The sequence below is a fragment of the Granulicella sibirica genome (assembly GCF_004115155.1).
GTDB classification, from domain to species: domain Bacteria; phylum Acidobacteriota; class Terriglobia; order Terriglobales; family Acidobacteriaceae; genus Edaphobacter; species Edaphobacter sibiricus.
Genome location: NZ_RDSM01000002.1, coordinates 145,979 through 159,017 on the forward strand (window position 1 = coordinate 145,979; position 13,039 = coordinate 159,017).

Below are 13,039 nucleotides of genomic sequence, written 5' to 3' on the forward strand. Positions count from 1 at the left end.
CAGTTATGTGGCTCAGACTATCAGATGCAGGCAGTTGGCGACGGACTGCAAAAATCCCGGGCCAGCTTAGAACCGCGTTGTGCAAGGAGAACGCCGGGAGGTGAGAAGATAGAAAGGTGACGGCGGAGATGACAGCGGCGGTTCTGTACGGGAAGGAAGATCTGCGGCTGGAGCAGGTTGCGATTCCGGAAGCTTGCAAGGGCGAGATCATTGTCCAGGTGGGCGCGGCCCTCACCTGCGGGACGGACCTGAAGGTCTATCGGCGGGGTTATCACGCCGCGATGGGCAAACCTCCCATGTTGTTCGGGCATGAAGTGGCAGGGACGGTGGTTGAGGTCGGCGATACGGTTTCGAAGTTCCACGTCGGGGATCGCGTGGTACCGTTGAACTCCGCGCCCTGCGACGTGTGCTTCTTCTGCCGGCACGGACAACAGAACCTCTGCGAAGACCTGCTCTTCAACAATGGAGCCTATGCCGAGTACCTCCGCGTTCCGGCGCGAATCGTCGAGAAGAACACGCTCCTGATCCCAGATTGCATCCCGTTCGAACATGCCGCGCTGACCGAGCCGCTTGCCTGTGCGGTGCGTGGGTTCGAGGAGAGCGGGGCCAAGGCGGGCGACACAATGATCGTGATCGGAGCCGGGCCTCTTGGGCTGATGCTGATGCACGTCGCGGAGCTTGCCGGCGTGTCCGTGATCGCGGTGGTTAAGCGGGCGGACCAGGTGGAGGTGGCGAGGATCTTTGGCGCTCGCGACGTCCTGCGGTTGGATCAGGTGGGAGATATCGTTCTTGCCGCTCGTACGCTTACGCCCTCGGCGCGTGGAGCTGATGTTGTGATCGAGGCCGTCGCGGTGCCCGAGACGTGGGAGTGGGCCGTCGATATGGTCCGCAAAGGCGGTGTCGTGAACTTCTTCGGCGGGCCACCGTCGGGAACCAAGGTCCAGTTGGATACCAATCGGCTTCACTACGGCGACATCACGCTGAAGGCGAGTTTTCACCATACGCCTGCGACTTGCCGGACCGCGTTTGATCTCGTGACGAGCGGGCGGTTCAAGTGTGCGGAGTACATCACCGGGCGGGTTGGCCTCGAGGAGATTTCAAAGGTGTTTCCGCGCATGATGGTACGGAGTGGCAGCGTCCGCGATATCAAGACGGCGGTCTTCCCTGGCGGGAGACTGGTATGAGCGAGACGGTGCAGATGTCTGCGAGGGCGCTGGACCACGGCGCGAGTTGGGTTGACCCGTTGCATGACGGGCCAGAAGCTTATCGCACTCCTGAAGAGCGACCTACGCTTGCCGAGGCGCAGGCGTGGTGCAAGCAACTCGCGGGGTCGCACTACGAGAACTTTCACGTGGCGACGTTCTTTCTCCCGCGCGCGGTGCGGCCACACTTCGAGAGCATCTATGCGTACTGCCGTGTCGCCGACGACCTGGGGGACGAGGTTTCGGATGTCCGTGTGGCTTCGCGGCTTCTGGCTGCCTTTGGAGACATGCTGGATGAGTGCTACGACGCTCCAGAGCGGTCGCGTCATCCCGTCTTCGTTGCCCTACGCGAGACGATTGTGGCGTGCGATCTTCCACGTCAGCTCTTCCTCGATCTCCTGATAGCGTTCCAGATGGATCAGATAAAGACCGAGTACGCGACGATGGGTGAGTTGATTGAATACTCCAGGTACTCAGCGAATCCAGTAGGACGGCTCGTGCTGATGGTCTGCGGGTATCGCGAAGAGCCGCTTGGCCTGCTGTCGGATAAGGTGTGCACAGCATTGCAGCTTGCAAACTTCTGGCAGGATGTCGTGGAAGACGCGGAGCGGGGAAGACGTTATCTGCCTGCCGTTGTTATGGAGCGTTGCGGAGTCGACGAGGGGCAGATCCTGGGGCGCGTGTTTACTCCGGAGTTCCGGCTGATGATGGAGAGCCTTGTCGGAGAGACGCGTGCGATGCTGCGCGAAGGCAGCGTGTTGAATGGCCTCGTTGATCGTGAGTTGGCTGTGTCGCTCAATCTCTTCACCAACGGCGGAGAGGCGATCCTCGATGGTATCGAGGCGCAGGGATACGACGTACTTCGCGGACGCCCGGTCGTGACGAAGGCGAAGAAGGTCTTACTTCTCATGGGGGCGTTGGGTGGGAAGATGCGTGCTTCGCTCGGCGGGGGACGCAGGCGTTGAGCTCTGAGTTGACCGTGGACGAAGCGTACGCGGCATGTCGTGTGATCGCCCGTCGTGAAGCGAAGAACTTCTACTACGCGTTCCGTGTGCTTCCGAAGCATAAGAGCGATGCCATGTGCGCGGTGTATGCGTTCATGCGCAAGGCTGATGACTTGTCCGATGACGAGTCGATGAGCCTCGAAGCGAGGAGAGCGGCCATGGCTGGCTGGCTCGAAGACTGGCGTGCGGCACGAGTGGGTGGGCCCACGAACGATCCGGTGTTTCTGGCTGTGTCCGATGCACAGAAGCGGTTCGCTATCTCCGATGAACTGCTGGAGGATCTTGTCCGGGGAACGTGCATGGATCTCGAGGAGACTCAGGCTGGAACGACGGTTTTGGAGGACGCGAGTCTTGGCGCGTCAGGGCCTAAGAGCTTTCAGGTATACGAAGACTTCGATAAGCTGTATCGCTATTGCTACCTGGTCGCGTCGGTCGTTGGCCTGGTCTGCATCAAGGTCTTCGGGTACAGCGATGCTCGTGCGGAGAAGCTGGCCGAAGAGACCGGAGTCGCGTTCCAACTTACGAATATCCTTCGTGACGTGAAGGAAGATGCGGAACGCGGGCGCGTGTATCTGCCGCTTGAGGACATGCGCCGTGCGCAGGTCGGTCTTGGGAGTATCTTGACCTCGGTGATGGGACGCGGGAAGCCTGCGTGCGTCGGGCCTTTGATGGAGCTCGAGGCGGATCGGGCGCGAGCTTACTATGGCTCGGCTGATCGGCTTCTGCCTATGATCGATCGGGACGGCCGTGCGGCGCTTTGGGTGATGGTGACGATCTACCGGGAGCTGCTTGAGAAGATTACGGCGAATGGGTACTCGGTTACGGAACGAACGCGGGTTTCGACGCTGCGGAAGCTCACGATCCTGGTCCAGGGAACGGCAATGGCAGTTTGGTTCCGGGTGACCGCGTGAGTGGGCGGAAGGTCGTCGTTGTTGGGGCTGGCGTTGCGGGGCTGAGTGCGGCGAGTGTACTGGCGAAGGACGGGGCGGATGTAACGGTGTTGGAACGCCGGCCTTACGTTGGTGGGAGAGCTTACTCGTATGCGCATCCTGCGCTGGAGGAGGTTGTCGATTCGCAGCATGTGCTGCTTGGCTGCTGCACGAACTTGCTGGCGTTCTGCGAGGATGCTGGACTTGCGGGGAAGGTTCGCTGGTACGATCGGCAGACGTTTCTGGAGCCTGGCGGACGAGCGAGCACGATTGCGCTCAGTGGATTGCCTGCGCCGCTGCACTATGCGGGAAGCTTCCTCAAGGCTTCGATGCTGAGTGTTGCGGATAAGCTGGCGATCGCGCGTGGGCTGATGGAGTTCACGCATGGTTATCCGCAGGTGGATGACGAGAGCGTGCTTCAGTGGTATCGCAGGACGAGGCAGACAGACGGTGCGATCAGGCACTTCTGGGAGCCGATTGTGCTGGCTACACTAAACGATTGCGCTGCGAACTGCTCGATGAAGTATGCGGGAAAGGTGTTCTATGAGCTGTTTCTCAAGACATCAGTCGGAGGAAAGCTTGGGATTCCTACGGTTCCGCTGAGCGAGTTCTATGGAGCGGGAACGAGGCTCGTTGAGGCGAATGGCGGGAAGGTCGAGCTCCGGTCGAGCGTGGAGTCTATGACACAGCAGGCGGATGGACGATGGCTGCTGACTTCAGGCGAGACAAGCTTCGTCGCGGATGATGTGATCCTTGCGTTGCCGTTCGAGCAGACGCAGAGGCTTGTGGGGGGAATGGCTTTGCAGGGTGCTGACGACGATGAGAGAGCAGATCTGCTTGGGAAGATAGAACGATTTGTCCACTCGCCGTTTATCTCCATTCTGCTTTGGTATGACCGTGAGATTACGGATCTCGATCATGCGTGGCTGCTCGATACGACGATCCAGTGGTTCTTTCATAAGTCGCGGATTCGCGGCTATGCAAAGGATCGCGGGAGTTATGTGGAGTTGGTGATTGCTGGATCGAAGACTGAGTTGCCAATGACGCGAGCGGAGATTCTGGAGCCTGCGCTGGCGGAGTTGGTGAGGTTCTTTCCTGAGGCTGGTCGAGCGAAGCTAGTGAAGAGTGGGATTTTGAAGGAGGCTCGCGCTACATTCTCGGTGACGACTGGACTCGATCAATACAGGCCGTCGCAGAGAACTGGAATTCCGGGACTTTTTTTGGCTGGAGACTGGACGGCTACAGATTGGCCTTCGACGATGGAGGGGGCGGCCCGGAGTGGGCGTCTTGCTGCGGGTGAGGTGGCGGGGGATAGAACCAAGTATCTTGTGCCTGAGCTTCGGGCCGAGGGGCTGATGAGGCTGTTCTAGCGGCTGAGGAGGAAGACTCCGGCCGCGACGAAGAGGATGGCGATCCAGCGGCGGCGATCGACGTTCTCGCGGAGAAAGAGGCGGGCGGCGATGGCGTTGCCGACGTAGTTCAGAGAGCCGATTCCGGGTGCTGCAAGCGAGAGGTCGACGAGCGAGAGGGTGAAGAGCATGGCGAAGAAGTTCAAGGCCATGCAAACAGCTCCGACGAGGAAGGTCGGGGTTGAGAGGACGGCTCGGATTGCTCCGGGAAGACCGGACTTGGCGCGGATGACGTCTAAGTCTCCGACTTCGCGCATCGCGGCTGCGATGAGGACTTCTCCGGCGATGGCGAGGGCCGCGACGACGGCGATGCAGGACCAGGAGACGAGGCGCGAGGTGTGATGCATCAGAGCGCGACTCCGGAATCGCCGAGGTCGGTTCGGGCTGGACTGTTGGCCACGAACCCTACGGCGGAGGTGAGAAGAAGGATGCCGAACCAACGTGAGAGAGACAAGTGCTCGTGAAGCATGAAGCGGCTGATGAGCGCGATGACGACATTTCCGAATGCGGTTGCGGGCATCACGAAGGTGAGATCGGCCCAGGAAAGGGCGGTCATGTAGGAGGCGAAAAAGCCGATCAAGAGGAAGATTCCTACGACGATGTTCGGGTTTGCGAGGGCCGGGATGAGGGCATTCAGATGATGTACATCCATTGGACCGACCTGGGCCATGCCTCGGGAGAGAAGGGCGTCGCCGAAGGAGGCGGTCAGGACTACGGCCAGAAGTATTCCGTATTGTGATGGGGCGAGTTTGTGTTTCATCGTCTCGGAACTCTGTGGCGTTCTCCCACCTTAGCGACGATGGTGCTGTCGCGAAGGTGGGGGAACCGTTGTCTGCTAATTTCTGTTGGTTGAAAAAGATAAGGTCAGCATCTTTCGATGCTGACCTTATCTTTCGGGTGCCATGAGTTAGGCATTCATGCTGACGGATTCCTGTGCCTTGAGCGCGTTCTCTTCCTTGGCCTTGCGCGAAGCCTTGTTGCGCTGGGCGCGAAGCTTCATGAAGGACTTCGCCTCGACGTACAGGCGGGGCACATCGCGGTTGACGATGGCCTTCCAGACGACGCGGGCAGCGGCCTTGGGACGGAAGTAGTATTCGTCGTAGAAGCGGTGGACCATCTCCATGACGTATTCAGCGGGCACGCCGGGGTACTCGATGTGCGCCATCTGGTGTCCGCCAGTGTCGGCCATGACGTCGTTGGTGATGAAGCCGTTCTTCTCGGCGTAGTCGTAGAACTCGGTTCCGGGGAAGGCGTGCGCGACGGAGACCTGGATGGTCTCGCAGTCGAGCTGCTTGGCGAACTCGATCGTGTTGCGGATCGATTCCTTCGTCTCGCCAGGGAGGCCGAGGATGAAGTCGGCGTGGATGATGAGGCCGAGATCGTGGCAATCCTTGACGAAGTCACGCGCGCGCTCGACGGTGGCACCCTTCTTGATGTTCTTGAGGATCTGAGGGTCGCCCGACTCGAAGCCGACGATGAGGAGGCGGCAGCCTGCTTCCTTCATGGCCTTGAGGGTTTCGCGGTCGGTGGTGACGCGCGAGGTGCAGGACCAGGTGATGTTCAGCGGCTTGAGCTTCGCGCAGAGCTCGACGGTGCGTGCCTTCTGGATGTTGAAGGTGTCGTCGTCGAAGAAGAACTCCTTGACGTGGGGGAAGTTCTGCTTCGCCCATGCCATCTCGGCTGCGACGTCATCGGTAGAGCGCTTGCGCCATGCGTGGCCGGAGAGGGTCTGGGGCCAGAGGCAGAAGGTGCACTGCGCAGGGCAGCCGCGAGTGGAGTAAAGCGAGATGAAGGGGTGCAGGAGGAACGGGACGTTGTACTTGGTGACGTCCATGTTCTGTGCATAGACCTTGGTTGCCCAGGGCATCGCGTCGAGGTCTTCGACCTGCGGACGGTCGGCGTTGTGCTGGATGACGCCGGAGGCGTCTTTGTAGCTGACGCCGAGGATCTCGTTCAGCGGCTTTCCGTTGGCATACTCGACGACGGAGAAGTCGAACTCGCGGCGGCAGACGAAGTCGATGACGGGGCACTCGTTGAGCGCGCGATCCGGGTCAGTGGTCACCGGGGGTCCGACAAAGCAGATCTTCATCGTGGGGTTGCCGCGCTTGATGGCTTCGGCAAGACCGTGGTCGCCGTGCCAGCCGACGGTCGAGGTGAAGAGTACGAGGAACTCGTAGCCCTTCGCGATTTCGATGGTCTCGGCGGCGGAGACGTGGTGTGGCGGCGCGTCGAGGAGCTTCGAGCCTTCAAGCATTCCTGCGGGATAGGCGAGCCAGACGGGATACCAGTACGACTCGATTTCGCGTGTAGCGGGCCAGCGGGAGCTGGCTCCACCATCAAAGTTCTCGAAGGAGGGCGGGTTCAGAAAGAGCGTTTTGAGAGGCATCGTAATACACCGATTTTACCATTTGAATACGGCTTGCGCCGGTAGATACATGGGTTGGATGAACCATCTGAAGCTACGGATTGACGAAGTTGATGCCTGATTTGTTCGTCCAGCCAAGGGGTACACCCCCCTCCCCATAGCCGGGGCGTAAAGCTTTTGTTTTGTGCGTGATGCGGGATGGAGTTGCGCGTAAATATATCAAAAGAAAAGAGTTGCGGCTAAATATTAGCAATGATTGCACTTAGCGGTTCCAGGGAAGGCTCTCCGGTTGGAGCTTCGATTGGTTTTTCTTCTCTACATCCATTGTAGAGGATCGACCATAACTAAAAGGACACCGACTTTTCGCTTTGTTATGAGTGAGTTAGGTCGTTTTGGGGCTTGACAAGATTTTGACCGGTTGATCGCAGGCTTTGTTCGCGGCAGCTATGACATCTGCACCTCTCTGTGAGCGTGTGCGCAAAACGAAGGGCACGCCAACCCGGCGTGCCCACTCTCTTCGACGTTGTCGTCATTGTCCTAGCGGTTGACCATGCTCTGCATCTGGGCTGGGTAGCGGTCTCCCTGCACGTCGATTACGGAGATTGCGTCATGGATGGCCGCGAGATCGGCGGAGCTTAGCTCGACTCGTGCGCCGCCGAGGTTCTCTTCGAGGCGATGGAGCTTGGTCGTTCCGGGGATGGGAACGATCCAGGGCTTCTGGGCGAGAAGCCAGGCGAGGGCTACCTGGGCCTTGGTCGCTCCTTTCTGGTCGGCGATCGTTCCGAGTGCGTCCACCAGGGATTGGTTCGCCTTGCGGGCATCGGCGGAGAAGCGAGGGACGATGTTGCGGAAGTCGGTCTTGTCGAACTCGGTCTTGTCGGAGATTGCGCCGGTGAGGAAGCCCTTGCCGAGAGGGCTGAAGGGGACGAAGCCGATGCCGAGTTCCTCGAGGGTGGGCAGGATCTCCTGCTCGGGTTCGCGCCACCAGAGGGAGTATTCGCTTTGGAGGGCGGTGACGGGCTGGACGGCGTGGGCGCGGCGGATGGTGGCGGCACCTGCTTCGGACATGCCGAAGTGCTTGACCTTGCCTTCCTGGATGAGGTCCTTCATTGTTCCGGCGACATCCACGATGGGGACCTTGGGGTCGACGCGGTGCTGGTAGAAGAGGTCGATGACGTCGATGTTCAGCCGCTTGAGGGAGGCCTCGGCGACAGCCCTGATGTTCGCGGGATCGCTGTTGACGCCCTGGCTGGGAACACCGTTCTGGAAGCCGAACTTGGTCGCGATGACGACCTTGTCGCGAAACGGGGCCAGCGCTTCCCCGACGAGCTCTTCGTTGGTGCCTGGACCGTAGGCCTCGGCGGTATCGAAGAAGGTGACGCCGCCCTCGTAGGCGGCGCGGATGACCTTGATGGCTTCCGTCTTCTCGGTTGCGGGGCCAAAACCGAAGCTCAAGCCCATGCATCCGAATCCAAGTGCCGAGACTTCCAGACCGCTTTTTCCTAGTTCTCGCTTCTGCATCGTTCCTCCTGTTTTGCCTGTGTGCCCGATTTGCCGGGGTGCCGTGAGTGGCATTCACAGTACCAAGTGTGATGCTTTGGGTTCTCCGCTGCCCTGCGAGATGCGCCAAACTACATACCAAATGCGCCAATCGCGGGATCGGCTTATGGCGTGTTTCGCGGGAGGATTGGCGTGTTTGGAAGGATGGGATGAGGAGAATTTGGATAGTCTTGAAATGGGGGAACTGGCATGGTGAAGCATTTTCGTGTTCCGGGACGGCTCGCGATCAGGATGGCGGAGCTTGACGTGCCGGTTTCGGCGGTGCTGCGGCGAGCGGGTCTTCCGCGGGATCTGTTTGAGCAGGTGCGGGTGCTGGTGACGACGGATGAGCTTTTTGCGTTGTGGAGGGCGATTGAAGGGGTGAGCGCGGACCCGCTGATCGGGCTGAAGCTGGGGGTTGAGACGAAGACGGGGCGGTTTCATCCGATGGCGATTGCGGCGCTGTCGACGCCGAACTTCAAGGCGGCGGTGGAGCACATGGCCCGCTACAAGAAGCTGACGGCTCCAGAGGAGATTCTTTCGGGGATCAAGGGCGAGGAGTTCAGCGTCGGCTTTCGCTGGCTGCTTGCGGTGGATGGGGAGCCGCAGGCGCTGACGGATTATTGCTTCTCGTGGATGCTGACGATCGCGCGGCATGGGACGGGAACCGGGTTGAAGCCGGTGCGGGCGGAGTATGTTCATGCTCGCCCCCAGCTAAGAGCGATTGGGCGGACGCTGGGCTGTGAGGTGGTGGATGGCGCGGCGCGGAATGTGATCGTCTTTCGGGCTGCCGATGCGACGGCACCGTTTGTGACCAGGAATGCTGAGCTGCTGGATCTGCTGGCTCCGCAGTTTGAGGAGCAGCTAAAGCAGTACAGGGAGGAAGACAGCTTTCTGGAGCTGGTGCGGTCGGCGGTTCAGGATCGGTTAACGGGGCGGCGGCCGTCGATCGATGTGGTGTCGGATGCGCTGCATTTGAGTCCGCGTACGCTGCAACGGCGGTTGCAGGAGTCGGGGTCGAGTTATCAACGGGTACTGGATGAGGCCCGTCACCAGATGGCGCGGTATTATCTCGGCAACTCGGGGCTGGAGTTGAACGAGACGGCTTACCTGCTAGGGTTCGAGGATCCGAACTCGTTTGGGAGAGCGTTCCGGGTGTGGGAGGGAGTTACTCCGAGTAACTGGCGGGAGACGCACCGGGCGGCGACTCCTTGAGTCTCCTGATCGGATTTGGCACCAAGACTGGCGCGGCCTGGGAATAATTCGCAAGGCTCCAATATCCGCCGGACAACACATGAGTAGCTAAGTGTCTCCTATGGACTGGAATGGAACGAAAACTAAAGGAGCATCATGCGTAACTTTATTGCCTCTGCTGTTGTCGCCGTCAGTGTTCTCGCCGCACCTATGGCGCAGGCACAGGCGCCGGAAAAACTGGTTCAACGCATCAACGCGTCACACGCTATTCTGCATGAGCTGATGGCTACACCGGATAAGGGTATCCCGCTCGACATCGCTGCTTCGGCGCAGTGCGTGATCGTGATTCCGAGCTTCAAGAAGGGTGCCTTTATCTTCGGCGGCGAGTATGGCCAGGGCGTGGCGACCTGCCGGACAGGCCATGGTTGGAGCGCTCCGGTATTTGTGCAGATGGCTGGAGCAAGCTTCGGCTTCCAGATCGGCGGGCAGTCGACGGACCTGGTGCTGATCGGGCGGACGCACCAGAGCGTCGAACACCTTCTGAAGGACAAGGTCAAGCTTGGTGGAGATGCTTCGGTGGCGGGCGGTCCGGTTGGGCGCAGCGCGCAGGCTTCGACGACAGAACTGGCGAATGCCGAGTTCCTGACCTACTCGCGGAACAAGGGATTGTTCGCGGGTATCGATCTGCAGGGCGATGAAGTGAACCAGAACGTGAAGGACACGGGCGCGCTTTATGGACATGATGTTTCGTTCGAGAAGGTGCTGAACGGGGGTGAGCCTACTCCCGCGGTCGCGGCGCACTTTGTGCGGACGGTGAATGAGTTGTTCCGTAAGGGACGGGCTCATAAGGCTAAGTAGTTTTCTGGTGAGTTAGACGTAGTGGATGGTCCCCCGATTGGTCCCCTTGTTTGGGATTGGTCGGGGGGTTTTTTGTGGGGGAAGCGAAACGCAGATTCCCTTCGGGAATGACAACCAAAGGGCAACGGCGCGGCTAGTTGACTCTTTACGCTCCCACCCTAGCCGACGGTACTGCTGTCGGCGAAGATGGGGCACCCGGCGATCGTGGCGACCGTTCGGGAAGGATCATGGACGGCTGGTGGGTCAGGGGTGGGTGCGGATGATGTACCAGGCGGCGTCTGGGTCGTTGGTGACGGGGGGGCGGGAGATGTAGAGGCTCTTGTCGAGGAGCTGCCATTGGCCGGTGGCGAGCTTGTTCATGATCATGGTGTCGAGGTCGCGCTGGGCCCAGGGCCTGTCGTGGTTGTAGAGGTGTTCGGATCCCTTCATGATCTTGAGCTGGCGCTGGTAGACGATGTACTGGGGTGGCGCGGTGTCGAGCTCCTGCATCAGGCGCTCGATGGTGGCGCGCGGGCTGGTGTCGAAGAAGGTCTGGACGTAGTTGTGCCAGGGAGGCGTGTTGCAGAAGTAGTTTGGGTAGGGGTAGGGGATGGAGAGGAGTTCGGGGCCGGGTTGGCCGGGGACGGCTCCGATGTCTTTGCAGACCATCTGGGAGAAGTTCAGGAGGTCCGAGTCGATGTAGAGCGTGCCGTAGGTGGGGTGGGTGTACCAGACGCGGCGCTCGAACATGCGGGTGGTGCGGTAGTTCTGCCAGTAGTAAGGAGTTTTGTACTTGGAACTGATGCCGGAGAAGGCGGCCATCGCCATGACGGTGATGATCGAGTAGCGAACCCAGATGGGGAGGCGGCGGAAGGGCTGAATGGTAGGGATGAGGAGAAGCAGGAGCGAGACGGGGGCGTAGTAGTTGGTGACGGGCTCGGCGGCCGCTCCGGCGGAGTAGGAGGCCCACTCGGCGAGGGGGAGAAGGACGATGGCTTCGCGTGGGTCCCAGGGGGTGTGGCTGGCGCGGGCGATGGCGAAGCGTGCGGCGACCAGCGGGGCGAGGAGATACATGAGGGGAGTCAGGTAGAGGACGAGGAGGACGATGAGTTCGCCATCCTGGATGCCCTGCGGGTCGCGGTAAAAGATGAGGGTTGCGAGGGTTAGCTGGATGAGGGTGATGTAGGGGACGGCGGGCTTCCAGAAGCGCTGGATGAGATAGCCGATGACGAACAGGACGGTGATGTCGAAGGTCATGCGGCGGCGGAGATTGTAGGCAAGCTTGATGGTGTTGACGAACATGGCGAAGGGAGCGGCGAGGATGCTTCCGGTGCCTCCCTTACTGCCTGCGGCGTGGATGAGGCTGTTGCTGAGATAGGCGGAGAAGGTGTCGCCGGTGAGGGAGACGATGAAGAGGAGGGTGAGGGCGGCGGCGATGAAGTAGACGGCGAGAGCGGGAAGTTTTTTGCCCCGGGTGAGGAAGGGAATGATGATGGCGGTCGCGACGAGCAGGGCAGCGCCGTCGGTGAGGCGGGTGGTGACGGCTAGACCGGAGAGGATGCCGAGGGCGGCGGAGTCGATGAGCTGGCGGCGGGGTTCGAGCGCCCTGGCCAGGTAGAGCATGAAGAGGAGGGCGAAGAGGATGATCTCTTCGGCGACGACGTGGTAGTCGTCGAAGCGGTAGGAGTGGCCGTCGATGATGATGACGAAGGTGCCGAGGAGAAAGATGGCCTTCTGCCAGTCGGGCCAGGTGCACTCGCGGAGGATGAGGAGGATGCCGATGGCGAGGGCGAGGCAGTGGAGGATGGAGGGGGTCTCGTAGGCGAAGGACTTGACGCCGAAGAGGGTCATCCAGGCGTTGGTCTCGAGCAGATAGAGGGGCTGGAGGACGATGTGGAGGCCGGAGTAGAGCTTTGCGCCGTGATGGAAGACGGTGGCGTACCAGAACCACATGCCCTCGCCGCCCATCTGGGTGTTGAGGATCATGAGGGCGCCGAGGACGAGGCATGCGGCGATTGCGAGGACCTGAAAGCGGAGGGTGTGGCGGGTTCCGGGATGGGTTGGGATGTCTTTGGTTTGTGGCAAAACCGGGGCCTCTGGCGGAAGTCAGTGTGGGTTGCTTGTGCTGGTCGTCTTGGTTGTCCAGAGTATACGGGACGGTGGGTTCTAACCCGGGGGCCGGCCAACCTCCCAGTGGTGGCCGAAGGGGTCGGCGAGGCGGCCGATGCGCCAGCCGTAGGACTCGTCGCGGACGGGACAGATGGAGGTGGCTCCGGCGGCGATGGCGCGGTTGAAGACGGCGTCGGGATCTTCCGTGGTGATGATCATGCGGGTTGTGCTGCCGTTTAGGGTTTCGGGGCTGTAGTTCTGGTATTCGGGTGATTCTTCCGAGAGCCAGAAGGAGGAGTCGCCGAGGGAGAGGTGGGCGATGACTTCGCCTTTGCTTTCGTCATGGAAGGCGAAGATCTCTTCGGCGGCGAAGGCTAGTTTGTAAAAGGCGAGGGCGGCTTCGCTGTTCCGGACGGAGAGGAATGGGGCGAGATGGATGGGCATGGAGGCT

At 60.5% G+C, this 13,039-nt stretch carries 12 protein-coding genes; 6 read left to right on the forward strand and 6 right to left on the reverse strand.

The window, feature by feature from the left end; all coding sequences use genetic code 11:
* Window positions 1-128: 128 nt before the first annotated feature.
* Genes GRAN_RS11475 through hpnE form a run of 4 tightly spaced genes read left to right on the forward strand, consistent with a single transcriptional unit; the run spans window position 129 to window position 4,505 of the window.
* The gene (locus tag GRAN_RS11475; protein WP_128914146.1) at window positions 129-1,184 is read left to right on the forward strand and encodes an alcohol dehydrogenase catalytic domain-containing protein; all 1,056 of its coding nucleotides are present in this window, start codon (window positions 129-131) and stop codon (window positions 1,182-1,184) included.
* The gene (gene hpnC, locus GRAN_RS11480) at window positions 1,181-2,167 is read left to right on the forward strand and encodes a squalene synthase HpnC (protein ID WP_241654517.1); all 987 of its coding nucleotides are present in this window, start codon (window positions 1,181-1,183) and stop codon (window positions 2,165-2,167) included. Before GRAN_RS11475 ends, hpnC begins: the two co-directional genes overlap by 4 nt.
* Before the next feature lie 8 nt (window positions 2,168-2,175).
* Entirely contained in the window at window positions 2,176-3,117 is a 942-nt protein-coding gene (locus GRAN_RS11485) for a phytoene/squalene synthase family protein (protein WP_128913195.1), read from the forward strand.
* Complete coding sequence (hpnE, locus tag GRAN_RS11490) at window positions 3,114-4,505, forward strand: hydroxysqualene dehydroxylase HpnE (RefSeq protein WP_241654518.1); 1,392 nt, start codon at window positions 3,114-3,116, stop codon at window positions 4,503-4,505. The genes GRAN_RS11485 and hpnE overlap by 4 nt, the downstream gene beginning before the upstream one ends.
* Here the strand turns inward: hpnE and GRAN_RS11495 are convergent.
* From GRAN_RS11495 to GRAN_RS11510, 4 genes are all read right to left on the reverse strand, one after another.
* Window positions 4,502-4,891 (reverse strand): EamA family transporter, encoded by a 390-nt coding sequence (locus GRAN_RS11495; protein WP_128913197.1) that lies wholly within the window; start codon window positions 4,889-4,891, stop codon window positions 4,502-4,504. The genes hpnE and GRAN_RS11495 overlap by 4 nt on opposite strands.
* Complete coding sequence (locus GRAN_RS11500; RefSeq protein WP_128913198.1) at window positions 4,891-5,304, reverse strand: EamA family transporter; 414 nt, start codon at window positions 5,302-5,304, stop codon at window positions 4,891-4,893. Before GRAN_RS11500 ends, GRAN_RS11495 begins: the two co-directional genes overlap by 1 nt.
* A 147-nt stretch (window positions 5,305-5,451) precedes the next feature.
* Window positions 5,452-6,930, reverse strand: a complete 1,479-nt coding sequence (hpnJ, locus tag GRAN_RS11505; protein WP_128913199.1) for a hopanoid biosynthesis associated radical SAM protein HpnJ — start codon at window positions 6,928-6,930, stop codon at window positions 5,452-5,454.
* Between the two features lie 516 nt (window positions 6,931-7,446).
* The gene (locus GRAN_RS11510; protein WP_128913200.1) at window positions 7,447-8,430 is read right to left on the reverse strand and encodes an aldo/keto reductase; all 984 of its coding nucleotides are present in this window, start codon (window positions 8,428-8,430) and stop codon (window positions 7,447-7,449) included.
* 228 nt (window positions 8,431-8,658) lie between these two features.
* Here GRAN_RS11510 and GRAN_RS11515 point away from each other — a divergent pair, with 228 nt between their 5' ends.
* Both GRAN_RS11515 and GRAN_RS11520 read left to right on the forward strand, forming a co-directional pair.
* Entirely contained in the window at window positions 8,659-9,663 is a 1,005-nt protein-coding gene (locus GRAN_RS11515; RefSeq protein ID WP_128913201.1) for an AraC family transcriptional regulator, read from the forward strand.
* Between the two features lie 135 nt (window positions 9,664-9,798).
* A complete protein-coding gene (locus GRAN_RS11520; RefSeq protein ID WP_128913202.1) occupies window positions 9,799-10,500 on the forward strand; it encodes a lipid-binding SYLF domain-containing protein in 702 nt (233 codons plus the stop codon).
* A gap of 243 nt (window positions 10,501-10,743) precedes the next feature.
* On the opposite strand, the gene GRAN_RS11525 is transcribed toward GRAN_RS11520, so the two are convergent.
* Both GRAN_RS11525 and GRAN_RS11530 read right to left on the reverse strand, forming a co-directional pair.
* Entirely contained in the window at window positions 10,744-12,564 is a 1,821-nt protein-coding gene (locus GRAN_RS11525) for a hypothetical protein (RefSeq protein WP_128913203.1), read from the reverse strand.
* An 81-nt stretch (window positions 12,565-12,645) separates the two neighbouring features.
* Window positions 12,646-13,032 carry a VOC family protein gene (locus GRAN_RS11530; protein ID WP_128913204.1) on the reverse strand — a complete coding sequence of 129 codons (387 nt, stop codon included), beginning with the start codon at window positions 13,030-13,032 and terminating at the stop codon, window positions 12,646-12,648.
* Window positions 13,033-13,039: the final 7 nt, after the last annotated feature.

Coding starts and splice junctions, on each gene's coding strand:
- GRAN_RS11475 (WP_128914146.1), top strand. CDS start 129: ATGACAGCGGCGGTTCTGTACGGGAAGGAAGATCTGCGGCTGGAGCAG.
- hpnC (WP_241654517.1), top strand. CDS start 1,181: ATGAGCGAGACGGTGCAGATGTCTGCGAGGGCGCTGGACCACGGCGCG.
- GRAN_RS11495 (WP_128913197.1), bottom strand. CDS start 4,891: ATGCATCACACCTCGCGCCTCGTCTCCTGGTCCTGCATCGCCGTCGTC.
- GRAN_RS11500 (WP_128913198.1), bottom strand. CDS start 5,304: ATGAAACACAAACTCGCCCCATCACAATACGGAATACTTCTGGCCGTA.
- hpnJ (WP_128913199.1), bottom strand. CDS start 6,930: ATGCCTCTCAAAACGCTCTTTCTGAACCCGCCCTCCTTCGAGAACTTT.
- GRAN_RS11510 (WP_128913200.1), bottom strand. CDS start 8,430: ATGCAGAAGCGAGAACTAGGAAAAAGCGGTCTGGAAGTCTCGGCACTT.
- GRAN_RS11515 (WP_128913201.1), top strand. CDS start 8,659: ATGGTGAAGCATTTTCGTGTTCCGGGACGGCTCGCGATCAGGATGGCG.
- GRAN_RS11520 (WP_128913202.1), top strand. CDS start 9,799: ATGCGTAACTTTATTGCCTCTGCTGTTGTCGCCGTCAGTGTTCTCGCC.
- GRAN_RS11530 (WP_128913204.1), bottom strand. CDS start 13,032: ATGCCCATCCATCTCGCCCCATTCCTCTCCGTCCGGAACAGCGAAGCC.